The organism is Streptomyces sp. NPDC002754, assembly GCF_053592315.1.
In genome coordinates, this window is record NZ_JBSFVM010000001.1 from 959,855 (window position 1) to 978,004 (window position 18,150).

General features: G+C 70.5%; 17 protein-coding genes and 1 pseudogene. 11 read left to right on the forward strand and 7 right to left on the reverse strand.

Going from position 1 to position 18,150, the window contains the following annotated elements:
• Window positions 1-118: 118 nt before the first annotated feature.
• Window positions 119-727 carry a TetR/AcrR family transcriptional regulator gene (locus ACWD2L_RS04625; RefSeq protein WP_351336168.1) on the forward strand — a complete coding sequence of 203 codons (609 nt, stop codon included), beginning with the start codon at window positions 119-121 and terminating at the stop codon, window positions 725-727.
• A 21-nt stretch (window positions 728-748) separates the two neighbouring features.
• Here ACWD2L_RS04625 and ACWD2L_RS04630 read toward each other — a convergent pair whose 3' ends face one another.
• Genes ACWD2L_RS04630 through ACWD2L_RS04645 form a run of 4 tightly spaced genes read right to left on the reverse strand, consistent with a single transcriptional unit; the run spans window position 749 to window position 4,176 of the window.
• The gene (locus ACWD2L_RS04630) at window positions 749-1,669 is read right to left on the reverse strand and encodes a LysR family transcriptional regulator (protein ID WP_351336165.1); all 921 of its coding nucleotides are present in this window, start codon (window positions 1,667-1,669) and stop codon (window positions 749-751) included.
• A 10-nt stretch (window positions 1,670-1,679) separates the two neighbouring features.
• Complete coding sequence (locus ACWD2L_RS04635; protein WP_351336162.1) at window positions 1,680-2,822, reverse strand: NAD(P)/FAD-dependent oxidoreductase; 1,143 nt, start codon at window positions 2,820-2,822, stop codon at window positions 1,680-1,682.
• On the reverse strand, window positions 2,819-3,007 hold the full coding sequence (locus tag ACWD2L_RS04640) for a ferredoxin (RefSeq protein WP_351336159.1): 189 nt from the start codon (window positions 3,005-3,007) through the stop codon (window positions 2,819-2,821). The genes ACWD2L_RS04635 and ACWD2L_RS04640 overlap by 4 nt, the downstream gene beginning before the upstream one ends.
• Window positions 3,004-4,176, reverse strand: a complete 1,173-nt coding sequence (locus ACWD2L_RS04645) for a cytochrome P450 (protein WP_351336156.1) — start codon at window positions 4,174-4,176, stop codon at window positions 3,004-3,006. Before ACWD2L_RS04645 ends, ACWD2L_RS04640 begins: the two co-directional genes overlap by 4 nt.
• Before the next feature lie 246 nt (window positions 4,177-4,422).
• Between ACWD2L_RS04645 and ACWD2L_RS04650 the strand changes: the two genes are divergently transcribed.
• From ACWD2L_RS04650 to ACWD2L_RS04675, 6 genes are all read left to right on the forward strand, one after another.
• Window positions 4,423-5,397 (forward strand): phosphotriesterase family protein, encoded by a 975-nt coding sequence (locus ACWD2L_RS04650; RefSeq protein ID WP_351336154.1) that lies wholly within the window; start codon window positions 4,423-4,425, stop codon window positions 5,395-5,397.
• 67 nt (window positions 5,398-5,464) lie between these two features.
• Window positions 5,465-6,421, forward strand: a complete 957-nt coding sequence (locus tag ACWD2L_RS04655; RefSeq protein ID WP_451187208.1) for a phosphotriesterase family protein — start codon at window positions 5,465-5,467, stop codon at window positions 6,419-6,421.
• Between the two features lie 52 nt (window positions 6,422-6,473).
• Window positions 6,474-7,589, forward strand: coding sequence for an FAD-dependent oxidoreductase (locus ACWD2L_RS04660; RefSeq protein WP_351336149.1), 1,116 nt, complete (start codon window positions 6,474-6,476; stop codon window positions 7,587-7,589).
• Window positions 7,590-7,594: 5 nt separating this feature from the next.
• On the forward strand, window positions 7,595-8,518 hold the full coding sequence (locus tag ACWD2L_RS04665) for an alpha/beta hydrolase (RefSeq protein ID WP_351336146.1): 924 nt from the start codon (window positions 7,595-7,597) through the stop codon (window positions 8,516-8,518).
• A gap of 5 nt (window positions 8,519-8,523) precedes the next feature.
• Window positions 8,524-9,501, forward strand: a complete 978-nt coding sequence (locus tag ACWD2L_RS04670; protein ID WP_351336143.1) for an MBL fold metallo-hydrolase — start codon at window positions 8,524-8,526, stop codon at window positions 9,499-9,501.
• On the forward strand, window positions 9,498-11,231 hold the full coding sequence (locus ACWD2L_RS04675) for a CocE/NonD family hydrolase (RefSeq protein WP_351336141.1): 1,734 nt from the start codon (window positions 9,498-9,500) through the stop codon (window positions 11,229-11,231). Before ACWD2L_RS04670 ends, ACWD2L_RS04675 begins: the two co-directional genes overlap by 4 nt.
• On the opposite strand, the gene ACWD2L_RS04680 is transcribed toward ACWD2L_RS04675, so the two are convergent.
• Entirely contained in the window at window positions 11,221-13,029 is a 1,809-nt protein-coding gene (locus tag ACWD2L_RS04680; protein WP_451187210.1) for a sulfatase, read from the reverse strand. The two genes, ACWD2L_RS04675 and ACWD2L_RS04680, sit on opposite strands and share 11 nt — an antisense overlap.
• Window positions 13,026-14,198, reverse strand: a pseudogene (locus ACWD2L_RS04685) (glycoside hydrolase family 2 TIM barrel-domain containing protein); the annotation flags it as partial. The gene ACWD2L_RS04680 and the pseudogene ACWD2L_RS04685, both read right to left, overlap by 4 nt.
• Before the next feature lie 5 nt (window positions 14,199-14,203).
• Between ACWD2L_RS04685 and ACWD2L_RS04690 the strand changes: the two are divergent.
• The 4 genes from ACWD2L_RS04690 (at window position 14,204) to ACWD2L_RS04705 (ending at window position 17,529) form a co-directional block, all read left to right on the forward strand.
• Window positions 14,204-14,410 carry a hypothetical protein gene (locus ACWD2L_RS04690; protein WP_451187756.1) on the forward strand — a complete coding sequence of 69 codons (207 nt, stop codon included), beginning with the start codon at window positions 14,204-14,206 and terminating at the stop codon, window positions 14,408-14,410.
• Between the two features lie 131 nt (window positions 14,411-14,541).
• The gene (locus ACWD2L_RS04695; RefSeq protein WP_351336136.1) at window positions 14,542-15,537 is read left to right on the forward strand and encodes a LacI family DNA-binding transcriptional regulator; all 996 of its coding nucleotides are present in this window, start codon (window positions 14,542-14,544) and stop codon (window positions 15,535-15,537) included.
• A 50-nt stretch (window positions 15,538-15,587) separates the two neighbouring features.
• The gene (locus ACWD2L_RS04700; RefSeq protein WP_351336133.1) at window positions 15,588-16,046 is read left to right on the forward strand and encodes an RpiB/LacA/LacB family sugar-phosphate isomerase; all 459 of its coding nucleotides are present in this window, start codon (window positions 15,588-15,590) and stop codon (window positions 16,044-16,046) included.
• Window positions 16,047-16,161: 115 nt separating this feature from the next.
• Complete coding sequence (locus ACWD2L_RS04705) at window positions 16,162-17,529, forward strand: MFS transporter (protein ID WP_451187213.1); 1,368 nt, start codon at window positions 16,162-16,164, stop codon at window positions 17,527-17,529.
• Window positions 17,530-17,554: 25 nt separating this feature from the next.
• On the opposite strand, the gene ACWD2L_RS04710 is transcribed toward ACWD2L_RS04705, so the two are convergent.
• A complete protein-coding gene (locus tag ACWD2L_RS04710) occupies window positions 17,555-18,091 on the reverse strand; it encodes a TetR/AcrR family transcriptional regulator (protein WP_351336128.1) in 537 nt (178 codons plus the stop codon).
• Window positions 18,092-18,150 lie beyond the last annotated feature (59 nt).

The window sequence follows — 18,150 nt, forward strand, 5'->3', positions numbered from 1 at the left end:
TCTCCCGGGCCCCGCCTCCGGAGCGGACGGTTCGGCGGCCCCTGACGGTGTGGCCAGGGCGTATGACCTGGAGCCCGTCCGTACAGCGGGTGCGCGGTGGGGCATTAGGATTTCCGGCATGGCGAACCTTCGACAGGCGCAGAAGCAGATGACGCGCCGCCTCCTGCTGGAGTCCGGGCTCGAGTTGTTCACGACGAAGGGGTACGCCGCCACCAAGGTCGACGACATCGCGACCGCCGCGGGCACCACCCGGGTCACCTTCTACGCCTACTTCCCCTCCCGGACCGACCTGATGAAGGCGCTCATCGACGAGCGGCTGAACGAGGCGCTCCAGCGAGTTCGTTCCCCGGAGCACGGATCGACGGCCCAGGATCTGGTCGCCACCGTGGCCGAGGGGACGGTGGAGGCGATCGGCCTCTGGCTGCGGCGCACCGCCGACAGCTGGCCCGAGATCCGGCCGATCATCCGCGTCGGCCGGGACGCCGCGGCGATCGATCCGGAGCTGCGCGATCTGGTGGAGCGGTGGCTGGAAGAGGCCATCAGCGACATCGAGGACGGTCTGACCCAGGCCGGGCGCCTCGCCCCCCACCAGCGCCGCTTCCGGGGGGTGCTCGCGATGGCCGAACTGGACTACGTCGCCCAGCACTGGGGCAGCGCCGACTGGAAGCTCACCCGCGAGCAGCTGCTCGACGAGCTGAGCGCCAGCTGGGTCCGGCTGCTGACCTGATCCGTCCCTCGGGCGACGGGCTCAGCGCTCGGCCGCGGCGTCGCACAGCAGCTCCCGCAGCCAGTCGACGAAGTGCCGGTCGGCCAGCCGGGGGTTCCACACCATGTCGATGCCGAGCCCGGGCAGCGGGAAGGGGAACTCCTCGATCCGCAGGTCGGCGAGGGTCCGCATGGCGGCGGCCACCCGGTAGCGCAGCAGGGCGACCCCGCCCGCGCGGGCCACGTGGAACGGCACCAGCAGGAAGTCGGAGATCCACAGCCCGACCCGGTGGGGGATGCCCTCGTCCTCCAGCACCGAGTACGGGAAGACCCGCCGTTCGGTGTCGACGACGATGTGCGGCTCGGTGGAGAGCAGCTGAAGCGCGCTCGCCTGCGGCGGAGTGTCGGGCGAGGCGACGACCACGCAGCGGTCGTCGTACAGCCGACTGCGTGGATACGGCGAGAAGTGCCCTTCGGAGATCAGTACGACGTCGACGCCCCCCTCGGTGAAGGTGGCCTCGGTCGGCACCGTGATCGTCCGGATCCGCAGTGTGGCGTGCGGCGCGCGCTCGGCGACCAGCCGGGTCAGCCGGGGGCCGACGACGAACGCGGTGCTGTTGGTCATGGCGACCGTGATGACCCGCTCGTCGGTGGCGGGGACGAAGGACGGGAAATCGACGATCTGCGCCGTCTGCAGCAGCGCGCCGCGCAGCGGGGCGATCAGCTCCAGCGCCCGCGGGGTGAGCGTGACGCCGCTGCCCTGACGGACGACCAGGTCGTCGCCCAGCAGGCGCCGCATCCGGGCGAGGGCGTGGCTCATGGCCGGTTGCGAGAGCCCCACCCGCTCCGCGGCCCTGGTCACCGACTGCTCCTCCAGCAGGGCGAGGAGGGGCACCAGCAGGTTGAGGTCGACGGATGCCAGCCGGTCGAGTCCCGACGTGCCGGTGTCCTCCTCGCCGCTCATGGCGCACACCCTATGTGGCGGTGCGGGTCATGCGGCGCAGCCGGGGGACCGGGATGCGGTGGTCGAGGGCGACGGCCGTGGTGCTGCCGTCCTCTTGCCGCCAGGTCATCAGTGCGGGGCCGCCGCCGGGGCCGCCGACCGCGTACTGCGGCTCCCCCTCGGCGGGCAGGTGCCCGACGGCCTTGAGGGTGTGCCCGAACTGCTCGGTCCAGAAGTACGGCTGGAAGGAGAGCGCGGGGGCGTCGTCGCCGTGGACGAGCGCCCGCGCGGCGGCCTTCGCCTGGTCGACGGCGCTGCTCCACAGGGGGACACGGCGCGGGCCCTGTGGGGTGGGGAGGGCCGCGAGGTCGCCGACGGCCGCGATGCCGGGGCGGGCGAGGCCGCGCGTGTCGACGGGGACGGCGCCGTTCACGACGAGCCCGGTGCCGGCGAGCCAGTCGGTGTTGGGGATGTCGCCGACGGCGCTGAGGACGACCTGGGCCCGCAGCACCGTGCCGTCGTCGAGCGCGACGTGGGCGTCGCCGGGCCGCCCTTCGATGCGTACCGGCCCGGACTCGACCACGGTGAGCCCCCGTTCGCGGGCGGCGTCGGTGAGGACGCGGGCGAGACGCGGACCGAGCCGGGCGACCAGTGGCTGCCCCTGTGAGAGGAGGGTGACCCGGCAGCCCGCGGCCAGGCACCCCGAGGCGATCTCCATGCCGAGAGGCCCGCCGCCGACGACGAGGACACTGGGTCGGCCGGTCAGGCGGCGGCGCAGCGCGAGCGCGTCGTCGAGCCCGCGCAACGTGACCTCGTCGGGCAGCTCGGACAGCCGTCGCGCCCGGGAGCCGGTGGCGAGGACGACACCGTCGTACGGCAGGGCCGTGCCGTCTTCGAGCGTGACGAGCTGTCGGTCCACGTCGAGGCCGCTCGCGCGTACGCCGAGCACTTCCCTCGCCCCGTGGGACGCCGGTGGCAGCGTGTGCGAGGTCAGGTCGTCGCCGTCGAGCAGCAGCGCCTTCGACAGGGCGGGCCGGCTGTACGCCGGGTGCGACTCGTCGCCGACGACGGTCAGTTCGCCGTCGAATCCGCTCTCGCGCAGCGTGTGGGCGGCGGTGAGCCCGGCGATGCCATTGCCCACGACGACGACGCGGCGCAGCGCGACGGCGCTCATTCGACCCTCAGCGCGGCGACGGGGCACACGCGGGCGGCGGCCTGGGCGGGCGCGGCCTCGCCCGCGCCGACCTCCTCGCGGTCGAGCACCAGCTCGCCTTCGTCGTCGAGGTGCATCAGGTGCGGTGCGGCCTCCTCGCACAGGCCGTGTCCCTCGCAGCGGGGACGGTCGAGAACGATCCTCATGCGGGGATCACCTCCAGGACGGGGAGCGCTTCGATGCTCCGGGTGATGTTGGCGGGAACGCGGACCTCGGGCCCGACGACCAGGCGTCGCACGCGCCGGGTCAGCGCGGTGAGCACGGCGTGGGCCTCCATGCGGGCGAGGCCCTGGCCCGCGCAGCCGTGCGGCCCGTAGCCGAACGACAGATGGTCGACCGGATTGCGCTCGACCAGGAAGGCGTCGGGGTTCTCGTAGTGCCGCGGGTCGCGGTTGCCGGCGCCGAGCAGCACCGCGATCCGCGCGCCCGCCGGGACGACGACGCCCTCGATCTCCACGTCGCGGGTGGTGACACGGCCCCAGACGTTGACCGGGGGCCAGTACCGCAACACCTCGTTGAACGCCGCGGACGTCAAGGACGGTTCGGCGCGCACCTTGTCGAACTGTTCGGGGTGGGCGGCGAACAGGGCGACCACGTTGCCGATGGCCGCGACGGTCGTGTCGATGCCGGCGCCCAGGTACTGGTGGATGATGTGTCCCGCGGTCCCCTCGGGGATGGCGCCGCGCGCCTCGGCGTCGAAGATGCCGCGGCCCACCGAGCCCTCGGCCAGGTTGTCGGCCGTGACCTCGGAGCACCAGGCGTACAGCTCGCCCGCGATGGGGAAGCTGTCGGCGGTGCGCTGGTTGGCCGGCCCGATGACCTGCATCGCGGCCTGGCCCCAGCGCAGCATGTTCTCGCGCACGTGGCCGGTGAAGCCGATCAGGTCGGCGACGACCTCCAGTGGGAAGGTGCGGGCGAGGGCGTCGACGGCTTCGAAGGAGCCCTTCTCGACGAGTGCGGCGACCAGAACGTCGGCCTTTGCCTCGGTCCGGTCCTTGAGTCCACGCAGGGCGCGGGGCGAGAGGTTCTCGGTGAGGGCCGTGCGCAACGGGGTGTGCGTCGGCGGATCGGATGCCAGCGAGGTGCCCGCCAGGGCCTGATCGGCCGCAGGATTGAAGGCGATGGACGTCGAGGAGAAGGACTCCCAGTCGGCCAGGGCGCCTCGGACGACGTCGTAGCGCGTCAGTGCGTGAACGTCATTGTGCGGCAGGTGGACCACGGGGCCCAGGTCCCGCAGCTGTGCGTGGACGGGGTGCGGGTCGAGGAGAACCTCGTCGGCGAAGAGATCCACGTCTGAGGTGGGCGGTCGGCTCATGTCCTCAGTCAAAGTGTGCCCGGCCACATTCATCAAATGAATGATTCGCATGTCTCTGCATGCATGACCTGCATGTCATCACGCAAGCCGCGGCGACGCGATGCTCACATCTCGCACCTTGGTGCAACGCCAGAAACGATTGATTTTCATGGCGTTCATTTCGTTGACATGCTGTAAAGCGAATGGCTAGCGTGAGCTCATCCACCGGGTGCACCGCCGCACCCGCATCGGACACGTGAGGCAGGCATGAGCGTGAACAGCACCACTGTGAACACCGTCCTGGGGCCGGTGCCGGCCGATGAGTTGGGTGTCGTCTCCGTCCACGAGGCACTGCTCTCGGTGCTCCCGGGCGCCGAGCACGCCTTCGACGTCACCCTCGATCGCGCCGAGATCTTCGAGACGCTCGCCGACCGGCTGCGCGACTTCCGGGCCCACGGCGGCGGCACGATCGTCGACAGCACCGGCATGTTCCACGGCCGCGACGTGCGGCTCTACGAGGCCCTGTCCCGCGCCACCGGCGTGCACATCGTCGCTTCCACAGGTCAGGGCCCCGAGGAGCTGCTCGGCGGCTACTTCCTGACACCGCAGACCAACCCGCCGACCCCCTGGCCCGCAGAGAAGTTCGCCGACCTCTTCGCCCGGGAGATCACCGAAGGCATGGTGGTCCCGCGCGTGGAGCGCCGCGGCCCGGCCGGGCTCGTCACCACCGCCGTGACCCGTGCCGGCATGACCGCCACCGACGAGAGCCTGCTGCGCGGCGCCGCCCGCGCCGCCCTCGCCACCGGCACTGCCGTCTCCTTCCGGCACGGCGCCGACGCCGTGGGCGAACTCGACATCGCCCTGTCCGAGAAGCTGCCGGCCGACCGCGTGGCCGTCGGTGGCCTGGACCGCAAGGACGCCGTCGCCGCCGGCGCACCCGAGAAGATCGCCGCCCGCGGCGCCCACGTCCTCCTCGACCACGTCGGCACCGAGGACGACGAGCACCTCAGCGACGCCGAGCGCGCCGCCCTGGTCGCCGACCTCGTGCGCGCAGGACACACCGACCGGATCCTGCTCTCCGTCGGCGCGACCGGGGTCGCCAAGGGGTACCCCGCGGTCGACCTGCCGTACAGCCACCTGCTGACCGCCTTCGTGCCGCTGCTGGGCGCACACGGCATCGGTGACGGCGACGTACGGCGCATCCTCGAGGCCAATCCGCGCGAGCTGCTCGCGGCGCGTTGAGCGTGCGCCCCGAACCGACCGTCAAGAACTCCGTGAACCCGAAGGCGAGTTGAGTGTTGTGTCGCGAGTGAACACCGTCCTGGGGCCGATCCCCGCCGAGGAACTGGGCTTCGTGGCCGTCCACGAACACATCGGCTACGGCATGCCCGGCTCCGAACTGGACACGCAGTGGTGGCAGGACCCCGAGCGCCGCTACGAGGAGACCGTCCCGAAGCTGCGCCGCTTCCATGAACTGGGCGGCGGCACCTTCGTCGACGCGACCGGCATCTGCAACGGCCGCGACGTCGACTACTACAAGTCCCTGTCGGCGAAGACCGGCGTCCACATCGTCGCCTGCACCGGCTTCGTCGGCGGCGACACCGCTCTCCCGCACTTCGCCCGCGCCGAAGTCGACTACCTGGCCCAGCAGTTCGTCCACGAGATCACCGTCGGCATCGGTGAGACCGGCAGCCGCGCGGGTGTCATCAAGGTCGGCGTGAGCCGGGGCGGCCGCATGACCGACCTCGACAAGCGCATCTACCGCGCCGCAGCCCGCGCCGCGCTCGCCACCGGCGTGCCGATCCTGACCCACCTGGCGATCGACGCCGAGAACGCCGTCGCGATCTTCAACGAGGAACAGCTGCCCCTGGACCGCGTCCTGTTCGGGCACGTCGACGACGGTGTCAACGCCGACAAGACGCGCGACGTCTGGATCGCCGAACAGGGCGGCCGGATCGGCTTCGACACCTTCGGCTACGAGACCGAGCTCCCGGACCCGCCGTTCTGGGCCCGCCCCCGCAAGGACCGCCTCGACCACTTCCTGCGGTTCATCGACGGAGGCCGCCGCATCGGCCAGGTCCTCGCCTCCGCCGACGCCAACTGCTCCCCGCTGGGTTGGCCCGGCGTCAAGGGCCACACCGTCAACTACCTGTTCGACGACCTGCTCCCGGACCTGCGTGCCGCAGGTCTCGACGAGGCCGCCATCCGGACGATCTTCGTCGACAACCCCGCGGACTTCCTGACCGTCCGGAAGCCGACTTCCTGACCGTTCACAAGCCGCCTTCCTGACCACCGAGAAGCAGGAGAGACCCCACCTCATGCAGGACCTGAAAGATCTCAAGATCGCCATCGTCGGAGCCGGTTACGGTGGCGCCGCCGCGGCCAAGGCGCTCGGCCTGCTCGGCGCGGACGTCACCGTGTACGAGCAGGCGAGCCGGATCCGCGAGGTCGGCGCCGGCATCGGCCTGCGCCCCGTCACCATGAACCGGTTCCGCGAATGGGGGATCTTCGACGCGATCGCCCCCGTCAGCTCGCCCAGCGAGTACTTCGAAATCCTCACCCCCACCGGCGAACCCATCATGAAGGAGGCGTGGCCGGCCGACGGCGAGCAGACCCGTACACACCTGATCCACCGCGGCGACTTCATCGAGGCACTGCTCGGCGCCCTGCCCGAGGGCATGGTGCGCCTCGGCCACCGGCTGGAGAGCGTCGAGGACAGGGGCGACAGCTCCGTACTGACCTTCGCGGACGGCAGTACCGCCGAGGCGGACCTCGTCGTCGGCGCCGACGGCATCAAGTCGGTCGTGCGGCAGCGGCTGTTCAGCGACAAGGAGCCGGTGTTCTCCGGCGAGCACGCCTACCGCGCCGTCATCCCGGTGGCCGACGCGCGGGGCATGGTCACCGACGACAACCTGCGCATGTACATCGGCCGCGGCACGAAGATCTACCTGCTGCCGCTGCGCCACCGCGACCAGGTGTCCTTCGACATCACCGCCTTGTGCCCCGACGGCGAGTGGACACCGCAGGTCACCAAGGAGGACATCCTGCGCACGGTCGAGGGCTTCGACGAGCGCCTTGTGGACATCACCCGCGGCCTCGACATGGACACCGTGAACGCCCGCGCCGTCTACGACATCGACCCCATCGACACCTGGCACACGGACTCCGTCGTCCTCATCGGCGACGCCGCGCACTCGATGCTGCACCACCAGGGCCAGGGCGCCAACTCCGCCATCGAGGACGCCGGAGCGCTCGCCGACGCCCTGCGCGAGGCGGACTCCGTGAAGGAGGGACTCGCCCTCTTCCAGGCCACCCGCAAGCCGGTGACCGACAAGCTGCAGGCCATCTCGCGGCAGGGCTGGGCCGAGGACGAGATCGACGAGGTCTTCCCCGGCCAGAAGCCCGCGACCGCGCCCACCGCGACAAAGGAGTAGGAACCATGCCGCTGCACCCCGAGGTAGCGAAGTTCCTCGCCACCCTCCCGGCCCCGCCCGAGGGCCCCCTCGACCCGGTGGCGATGCGCGCCGGTGAAGAGGCACACGTACCTCCCGTGGAGGAGCGCCTGCCGCTGCACGCGGTGGCGGACCTGACCGCACACACCACCACCGGTGATGTGCCGATACGCGTCTACACACCCACCGACGCCGACCGCCACGGCCTGCTCGTCTACTTCCACGGCGGAGCGTTCTTCCTCGGCAGCCTGGAGACGCACGACCACGTCGCACGCTCACTGGCGAAGGAGACCGGCCTGAAGGTCGTTTCCGTGGGCTTCCGCCGGGCACCGGAGTCCGCGTTCCCGGCGGGCCTCGACGACTGCTACGCCGTGACCCGATGGGCTGCCGAACAAGGCGAGTCGCTGGGCTGGGACGGCACGACCCTCGCCGTCGCCGGTGACAGCTCCGGAGGCACCTTCGCCGCCGCCGTCGCGGCACGGGCACACGACGACGGCTTCGACCGGATCACCCACCAGATCCTCTACTACGCCTCCCTCGACCTGGACTTCGACGAGGACCGCTACGCCTCGCTGCGGGAGAACGCGGTCGGCTACGGCCTGGAGACGGCGGGCCTCAAGCCGTTCAACGCCTTCTACGTCGACAGCGGCGCCGACCCGGCCGACCCGCTGGTCTCCCCGATCAAGCGCAAGGACCTGAGCGGGCTGCCGTCGGCCCTGGTCGTCACCGCCCAGTTCGACCCCATGCGCGACGAGGGCGAACTCTACGGCGGCCGCCTGCAAGAGGCCGGAGTGGCGACGACGGTGAGCCGCTACGAGGGAGCGGGGCACGGCTTCGTCCAGCACTTCTCCTGGATCCCCGAATACCACCGGGTCTTCACCGAGACCCGCGACTTCCTCACCGGGCGCTGAGCGCCATGCCCGAAGACATCACCGTCCACCCCCTGTTCTCGCCCTGGGGCCGCTTCGGTCTCTACAGCTTCTACGTCGACGCACCCGAACCCGCGATCATCGACACCGGCATCGCCACCTCACCCGCCGAGGGCATGGCCCCCGCGCTTGAGGCGATCGGGCGCCGCATCGAGGACGTCCGCTGGATCCTGCTGACACACGGTCACATCGACCACGTCGGCGGCGCACACGCCCTGTGGGAACTCACCGGACGCCGGGCACAGGTGGTGATCCACGAGGCCGACGCGCCGATGCTGCGCTCCCGGCAGGCGCACGTCGACGAATACCGCGCGGGCCGCGGCCGGTACCTCCGCGACCCCGAGGGCGAGGCCCAGGTGGCGGCGGCCACGAAGGCCGTCATCTCGGGGGAGTTGGAGCCCACCCGGCTGGTCAAGGGCGGCGAGACACTCTCCCTCGGCGGAGACGTCACCGTCTCCGTGCACGCGCTCCCGGGACACACCCCCGGGTCGGTCGCGTACGTGGTCGACGGGCAACGCTCGGTGTTCGTCGGTGACGCCGTGCAGGTCCACGGCGCCGCCAACGGCTTCCCCGGCTACACCGACCCGTCCGCGTACCGAGCGGGCCTTCAATACCTGCGCGACGAGATCCGCCCGCACCGCCTCTACCTCGGCCACCCCTACCGCAGGGCCGATGGCACACCGTACGGCGTCGAACTCGACGAGGCGCAGGCCCGGGAGGCCATCGACCAGAGCCTCACCGCCGAGGCCCGCGTCGACCACGCCGCCTGCAGCTGCCTGGAGTCGGGCCTCACCGAGACGGACTCCCCGTACTCCCCGTTCGCCGCGGCCGCCGAGGAACTCGACTACACCGGCGATCCCACGCTCGAACCGTCGCCGTTCTTCACCTCGATGCACGCGTATCGCACGCGCGACGACGACACGACCGGCGAGCACGCGTCACACAGGAGCACACCGCAGACATGACCGACCACCAACACACCATTCAGGCGGGCGCGCAGACCATCACCGCCCGCAAGGACCTCCGGGTGCCGATGCGCGACGGCGTCACGCTGGCGGCGGACACCTACGGCCGCGCGGACGACGACACACCGCGCCCCGCACTCGTCGCCCTGAGCCCCTACGGCAAGGAACTCCAGGCACTCGCCCTCACCACACCCCCGCAGCGCCGACCCAGCCCGATGTGGGACGGCTGCATCGAAGCGGGTGACATCGCGCGCGTCGTCGACGAGGGTTACGTCCACGTCATCGGCGACCTGCGCGGCTCCGGCGCCTCCGAAGGCACGCACATCGGCAACTACAACGCCGGCGGCGTCCCCCTCGGCCAGGACGCGTACGACTTCATCGAGTGGGTCGCCGCGCAGCCCTGGTGCGACGGCAACGTAGGCATGATCGGCATCTCGTACTTCGGCTCCATGCAGGTACTTGCGGCCGCCGAACGCCCGCCGAGCCTCAAGGCGATCTTCGTCAGCGGCGGCCACTACGACTTCTACGAGACGACCTACCACGGCGGCATCATGTGGCTCATGCCGCGCGCCGCCCGCGAGGGCCGGGGCGGCGACTCCGGCTGGGCATTCACCGACGGCGTCAAGTCCCGCATGCTGGAGACCTACACGCCCGAGGAGATCAAGAAGCGGGTTGCCGAGCGCCTCCAGGACCCGGACGTGGCCGCCTGGCCCAACCTGTTCCATGTCCTCAACTACCCGAAGAACCACGAGGCTTGGTTCGACATCGCCATGAACGAGGTCGACGGCGACTGGTACGAGGAACGCAACCCGATCACCCTCGCCCCGAACATCGACATCCCCGTCTGGCTCCAGATCGACCAGGGCCGTGGCTGGACGATGGACGGCACCATCGAGCTCTACAAGGCGCTGAACGGCCCGAAGAAGCTCGACATCGGCCCCTATCCGCCGATGCAGTCGCGCCCCTTCGTCGAGGAGCACGACAAGATGTTCCGCTGGTACGAGTACTGGCTCAAGGGCATCGACAACGGCGTCATGGACGAGCCGGCCGTCACGGTCCACGTCGAGGGCTCCCGCGAGACCGTCACGGGCACACAATGGCCCCCGCGGGACGTCGAGCACCGCCCCCTGTACCTCCGACCACGTCGCCAACTCTCCTACGAGCCCGAGCCGATGGGCGCCGAACACGCCGCCCCCGACGGCTTCTACCAGGCGCCCCTCACGGTGACCGACAAGGTGGAGATCCTCAACTGGAGCACCGCCCCCTTCACCGAACCCACCGAGATGATCGGCCAGGGCGCGGCCCACCTCTTCGCCGAGATCGACCAGCCCGACACGAACCTCATCCTGCGCATGTGGGACGAGGCCCCGGCCGGCAAACGCCAACTCATCACCACCGCCTACCTCAAGGCCTCGCACCGCGAACTCGACGAGACCCGCACCACCGAGGGCGACCCGCACCACCCCCACACCCGCGCGGTCCCGGTCGAGCCCGGCCGGGTCGAGGAGTACGTCCTGCGCATCTACCCCTTCGCGGCGACCTTCCTGCCGGGCCACCGCCTGGTAGCGGAACTCTCCAACAACGAACCGCTGGCGGACGCGCACAACGCACTGCTGCCACCCGACGCGTTCCACCTCCCGGTGGGCCGCCCGGTCACGCACAAGGTGTACCGGGACGCGGCGCATCGGTCGCGGCTGGTGTTGCCGTTCACACGGGCGGCTACTTCTTAGGAGGGAAGAGGCGCGCCAACTCGCCTGCCAGAGCCTCAAGTTGGCCCCGGTCGGGTCGCCCAGTGGCGGCGGAGAGCTGAAGCAGGGACACCGAGTCCCGCACCGTCAGGAGCTCGGTGTCGGTGAGACCGGGGACGAAGCGGCGCACCGCATCCACCGCCACCGGGTCGGACAGCAGCACCGCCAACGGTGTGCGCAGACCGAGGCGGCTCTCGGGGAACTCGTCGGCCCGCGGGGCGGGGGAGAGGGCCGCCTCCTGCCGCGGCCTGTCCCGGTGCGTGGCGACCTGGAGGTGGGCCGTGGTCACGTCTTCGGGCTGCAGGGGCAGGCCAAGTCGTTCGTACTGGTCGGCCGGGGCGTCGGTGTCCCGGAGGTGTGCCACCAGCATGCGCATCATGCGAAGCTCCACCTCGTCGTCCTGGACCGGCCGCTCCTGCCGGGGGTCGTCGGCCAGGTCGTACAGGAGGGTGCCGAAGCGGTAGGGGTCGAAGCCGGGCGCGGTTCTGGCCGGGGCCCGCAGCGTGCGGACGCCCTTGGTGAAGGTGAAGGGGCCGGCGAGTTCGGCGTCGACCAGTTCGTGCGGGGCGAAGCGGCCGCGGCCGTGGGTGGGCATCAGGGTGTGCTCGTACAGCGGTGAGTTCGTCGCGTCGTGGCAGGCGCGCATGTAGACCCAGCGGCCGTCGGTGATGTTGACGTGACCGCCGAACATGCCGAAGAGCGCGGACTCGCGCAGCGGCACCTCAGCGCCCGATTCGTCCGTCGCCTCGCACAGGGGACGGCCCTGCATGTCGGGTGTGCGGTCGACGCCGAAGAACTCCAGGAGTGTGGGCGCGAGGTCGATGGTCTGGACGAGCCCGGAGTGACGGCTGCCCGCGAGTGTCGGCCTGCGCGGGTCGTGCACGAACAGCGGTGTGTGCGCGAGTTCGTTGAACCAGGGCTGGACGAGCTTTCCCCACCAGCCCTTCTCGCCGAGCAGCAGGCCGTGGTCGGTGCAGACGACCAGCAGGGTGTCCGACCACATGTCGTACGCGTCCATGGCGTCGAGGACTCGGCCCAACGAGTGGTCGCACATGGAGAGGAGCGCGGCGTACTCCATCCGGGCGTGGCTCGCCTGCTCCTCGGTCTCAGTGACCTTGCCGTAGTCCGGCCAGTCGAAGTGCGGCCCTTCGTAGTCGTGCGGATAGAGGTCCTTGTACTGCTGGTGCGAGAAGAAGGGTTCGTGCGGATCGAAGGTCTCGATCTGTACGAACCAATTGTCCGCGGCCTGGTTCACGCGGAGGAACTCGAGCCCGGCGTCGAAGGTCAGCGTCTGCGGATGCGTCTCCTCGGTGTCCATGTGCGCCCTGTTCACCCAGTCCTGGCGCCACAGATCGTGGCGCTTGCCGCGCAGGTTCTCCGGGATCACCGGGTCGGCGATCTGCCCCTTCCAGGCGTCGCCCTCCTGTCCGCGGAAGAACTCCCAGGTGTTGTAGCGGCCGTGATAGGTGGAGCCGCCGTCCTCCCAGTAGTGCTGGTGGTCACTGGTCAGATGGGTGTACACGCCGCGCTGCTTGAGGAGTTCGGGCATCGAGTCGTCGAACGGTTCCAGCGGGCCCCAGCTGCGGTGCAGGAAGTTGTAGCGGCCCGTGTGCAGTTCGCGGCGCGCCGGCATGCAGGGCATCGACCCCACGTAGCAGTTGTCGTACGCGGTGGAACGGGCCGCGAGGCGGGTGAAGTTGGGGGCATGGGTCCAGTCCGCGCCGTACGGCGGCAGCATGCGCCGGTTCATGCTGTCGAACATGACCATGATGGCCTTCACGGGCGGGCCCTCTCCCTCGTCTCGGTGTTGGTCTCGCATCCGGACTCGATGGCCGCGGGGCGGAGTTGAGCCGCGCGGATGCGTTCCATGTCGAACTTCTCCGAGCGGTCGAAGGCGAAGAGGCCGTTCTCCTCCTGGAAGACGTCGGTGAGCTGCGTGTAGCAGTAGCCGAACATGTCCGGGTGGTCGAGCAGCACACCGACCAGCCCCTCGAACCGGGTGTGAAACTCCTCCTGGGTGCGCACCCGGTCGCCGTAGCCCCACGACCCCGCCCGGGTGTCCGACTGCGGCCGGTCGGCCTCTGCCGGGTTCCACCAGATGCCGCCGAACTCGCTGACGAAGAAGGGCTGTCCTCGGTAGCCGATGGACCAGGACTCGCCAGTGGTGTCGGAGCGGTTCACGTAGGGATCACCGTCGGCCAGTGCCTTGTGGTTGGCGGCGAAGAGCCGCGGGTCCTGCTCGTAGTCGTGACTGTCGAACACGTCCGACTCGGCGACCCGGTGCGCATAGCCGGAGGTGTCGAGGACCGGGCGTGAAGTGTCGTGGGACTTGGTGGCCAGGAACATCGCGCGCATCACGTCGTCGAGCGCGGTGATCCGGTCGCCGTAGTCCTGCCAGGTCTCGTTCATCGGGCACCAGCCGATGACCGACGGATGGGAGTGGTCCCGCTCCAGCACCTCCAGCCACTCCTGTACGTAGGAGGCGTCCGGCTGCTGGTTGGTGGACTGGCCCTGTTCGGTGTTGCAGCCCCAGTCGCCGAACTCGCCCCACACCAGATAGCCGAGGCGGTCGGCGTGGTGGAGATAGCGTTCCTCGAAGACCTTCTGGTGCAGGCGCGCGCCGTTGAAGCCGGCGGCCAGGCCGAGTTCGATGTCACGGACCAGGGCGGCGTCGTCGGGAGCGGTCATCAGGCCGTCGGGGTAGTAGCCCTGGTCGAGGACGAGGCGCTGGAACACGACCTCGCCGTTGATGCATACCTGCTTTCCGGTGACGGCGACACTGCGCAGACCGGCGTACGACTCGACCGTGTCGACCAATTGGCCTTCTGCGTCCCGGAGTTCGATACGCAGGTCGTAGAGGTGCGGGTCCTGTGGACACCACAGCCGGATCCGCTCCGGGGGCAGCGGCAGGCTCAGCCGTGGCGCGAGGTCGAGGTCGGCGCGTACGGAGGGTGGTGCTCGGCGGGCCGCTGTGGGACCGCCTCGGTCCGGCGTTCCTCCCGGTCGTGCCGGACCTCGTGGCGAACGAACTCGTGGCGGCGCGCGAAGGCATCCGCGTCGAGGGTTCCGTGGTGGGGGTCCAAGTCGCCGCTCAGGGTGCCGCGGAACTGGTGATGGACCACTTCCTGGCGCCGCGGGCCTCGGCGCTGATGGTGGACTGAGACCGGTCGGGCCCTGGAGGCCCGCCCCCGCCCACCCCTTGCCCTGAGCCGAGCCCGTATGCGATCTTAAAGTCATCCACATCATGGAAACGTTTCCATGGAATGGAGTCCACGAGGAGGTGGGGCCACGGATGGCCACGATCAAGGACGTCGCGGCGCGGGCCGGAGTCGCTCTGGGGACCGCGTCGCGGGTACTCAGCGGGAGCAGTCAGACCTCGGCGGACTCGCGTCGGCGCGTGCTCGCGGCCGCCGCTGAGTTGGGCTACGTCGCCAACGGGCCCGCCCGCGCGCTGCGGCGCGCACGGACCGACGTACTGGGGCTGCTCGTCTCGGACATCCGCAACCCGTTCTTCTCCGAACTGGCGCACGCCGCCGAGCAGGAGGCCCGCCTGCACGGCTACACCGTCCTGCTGGCCAACGCCAACGAGGATGCCGACCAGGCAGACGCCTACCTGCAGACCTTCGCCTCCCAGCGCATCGACGGCCTGCTGTTCGCGCCGCAGAGCACCGTCTCGCCGCAGCTCGCCGCCACCGTCGCCTCGGGCCTTCCGCTCGTCTTCCTCAACCGCACCATCGACGGCATCGACGCGCCCATGTACGGGACGGACAACGCCCAGGGCGTCGGGCAGGTGCTCGACTGGCTGCGCCGGCGCGGGCATCGCGACGTCGCCTTCATCGGAGGACCCGACACCATCTCCACCGGCGCCGAGCGCCGGGCCGCCTACCTCGCCGGGCGCGAGGAGCACGGCATCAGCACCGCCCAAGGGCTGCTGGAGGCCGGTGACTTCCTCGCCGAGGGGGCGGCCAAGGCCATGAATCGCGTGCTCGACCGGGGCGTCCCGTTCACGGCCGTGTTCGGCGCGAACGGACCGACCACGCTCGGCGCCGTGCGCGCGATGCGCGAGCGGCTCGGCGTCGAAGGGGCGGCCCGTATCGAGGTCGTGTCCGTCGACGACCTCGACTGGTTCGAGTTCGCCTCGCCGCCCATCAGCGCGCTCCGCCAGGACGCGGCGGAGATCGGACGGCTCGGCGTGCGCGGGGTCGTGGACCTCATCGCCGGGCGCGGAGCCACCGGCGAACGCGTGCCCACGTCCTTCGTCGACCGGTCGCCCAAGGCCCAACAGTGAGCGCGCGCAAGGTACTTGTGCACAGTGAAATCCGAAAGGCAGGACAACACATGAGGGTCGCCCTCGGCGCGGACCACGCCGGTTTCGCACTCAAGGACACCGTCCGGCAGGCCATCGAGACGCTCGGGCACGAAGTGGTGGACTGCGGCACCCACGGCAGCGAACCCGTCGACTTCCCCGACATCACCCGCGCCACCTGCGAGCCGGTGCTCAGCGGTGCCGCCGACCGCGCCGTGCTCGTGTGCGGTACCGGGCAGGGCGCCGTCATGGCCGCCAACAAGTTGCCCGGCATCCGCTGCGGTCTCGCCCACGAGCCGTACTCCGCCCACCAGTCGGTCGAGCACGACGACGCCAACGCCATCGCCATGGGTGCCTGGCTGGTGCCGCACGCGCTCGTGCCCGACATCGTCCGCGAGTTCCTCGGCGCCACCTTCGACGACGACGCGGACACCCGCCGCCGCGTCGCGAAACTCAACGCCCTCGACACCCTGACGCCCAGCACCGTCTGACACCCCCCCCGCTCTTCCCGCTCCCGCACCGACTCCCTCCCCACGCCCGCGCACGCACCGCGCCGGGCGTCCCCTCGGCGTACCCGCACGTGCCCCGAACCCGCAGGAGATCCCCATGTCCACCCGCACCCCCGCAGGGCAGCCGAGCGTGCTCGGCTCCAAGGACCGCGTCAAAACCGCGATCGCTGCCGCCTTCGGCACCAGCGTCGAGAACTACGACTTCATCGCGTACGGCACCGCGTCCGCCCTCTACTTCGGCGCCGTCTTCTTCCCCGAAAGCGACCGCTTCGTCGGCACGCTGCTCTCCTTCGCCACGCTCGCGGTCGGCTTCGTCATGCGCCCGCTCGGCGGCGCCGTCGGCGGCTATTTCGCCGACAAGTTCGGCCGCAAGCCCGTCCTCGTCGCCGCGATGATCGTCATGGGTGCGGCCACCTTCCTCATCGGCACACTCCCCACATACGAACAGGTGGGTGTGCTCGCCCCCGTCCTGCTCACCGTGATCCGCATGGTGCAGGGCCTCGCGTTCGGGGCCGAATGGGGCGGGGCGATCACCATGGCGTACGAGCACGCGCCCTGGCACCGGCGCGGCATGTTCGCCGCGATACCCCAGTCGGGCAACCCGCTGGGCATCGCCCTGGCCAGCGGCGTGTTCGCCTGGAGCGCCACCCTGGAGGGCAGTTGGCAGTGGCGGACCCCGTTCCTGGTGAGCGCCGTGCTCGTCGTCGCCGCGCTGATCGTGCGCTCGCGGCTCTCGGAATCCCCCGAGTTCCAGGAGGCCCGGGCCGAGGGCAGGACGGAGAAGAACCCCTTCCTGGCGACACTGGCGGGGGACTGGCGCGGAATCGTGCGGGTCATCGCGCTGCGCGTCGTGGAGTCCTTCGCCTACTACTCCACCGCGACCTACTTGCTCAGTTACATCACCGACCACCACCCCGACCTGCGGCCCGTGGCCCTCGGCGCGATCACCGTCGCCAGCGTCCTGGCCATCGGCGTCACCTTCCTGGCGGGCGCGCTCACCGACCGCATCGGACGCCGACCCATCTATATCGCCGGGTGCACGGCCGCCATCCTCTTCGCGTTCCCGATGTATCTGCTCACCAATTCCGCCCAACCCGCCCTGGTCGTCGCGGTGTTCATCATCGGCATCGGCCTCATCCACGCTTCGCTCACCGGCACCCAGGGCTCCCTGCTCACCGAACAGTTCCGCACCGCGACGCGTACATCGGGCGCCTCGCTCGGCTACCAGATTGCGGCGGCCATCGGCGGCTTCGCCCCGCTGCTCGCCGCCGCCCTGGTGGGCGCCTTCGGCTGGCCGGGCGCCGCGCTGCTGTACCTCGCCGCGGCCGTGATCGGCCTCGTCGGCATCCTGGTCACGAAGGAGACCTGGGGCCGCGCCGAACGCGAGCGCGTGAGCGGCCTTGTCGCCGCGGAACTCCGGGCGGCGCCGGCCACTGGGGCTGCGGCGAGTGGTGCGAGGACCTGAGGCGATGCCGGGGGCAACTCCGCGGCTACGATCCCGCGATCGCGACGAGCCCCTCCGTGAAGGGGCCCGGATCTACGTCGTCCCGCACGGCAAGCTGCTGGCTGTAGGCCTGGCAGAGGGCGACGAAGGCCTCGGCGGTCCGGGCCGCGCGTACCGGCTCGTGGTCGGGCAGCAGCGCGGACACCGCCTCGCGCAGTTCCCCGAGTTGGCGGGTGACGAGCGCGGCGAGGCTCGGTGAGACCGCGGCCTCGGCGTAGATCTGGGCGACCAGTCGGGCGTGGCCCTCCTCGCGCGCCAGGGTGCGGATGTGGTCGAGGAAGTCCTGGATGGACTCGGCGGTCAGCTCCGCGGGGAACGCCTGGCTCGACTGTTCGCAGATCGCGGCGACGATCTCGTCCTTGCTCTTGAAGTACCGGTAGATCGCCCCCGTGGAGAGCCCCGAGGCCCGGACGATGTCGGGCATGGAGGTCCGTGCGAAGCCGTCGGCGGCGAAGCGGGCGCGGGCGGCGTCGATGATCTGCTGGCGGCGGGCGTCGAGGTGGGCCTGGCTGACCTTCGGCATAAGAGAATGACCATTCGTTTTACGTGTTAGTGTCGTCGACCGTACCGCAGAATCCGAGG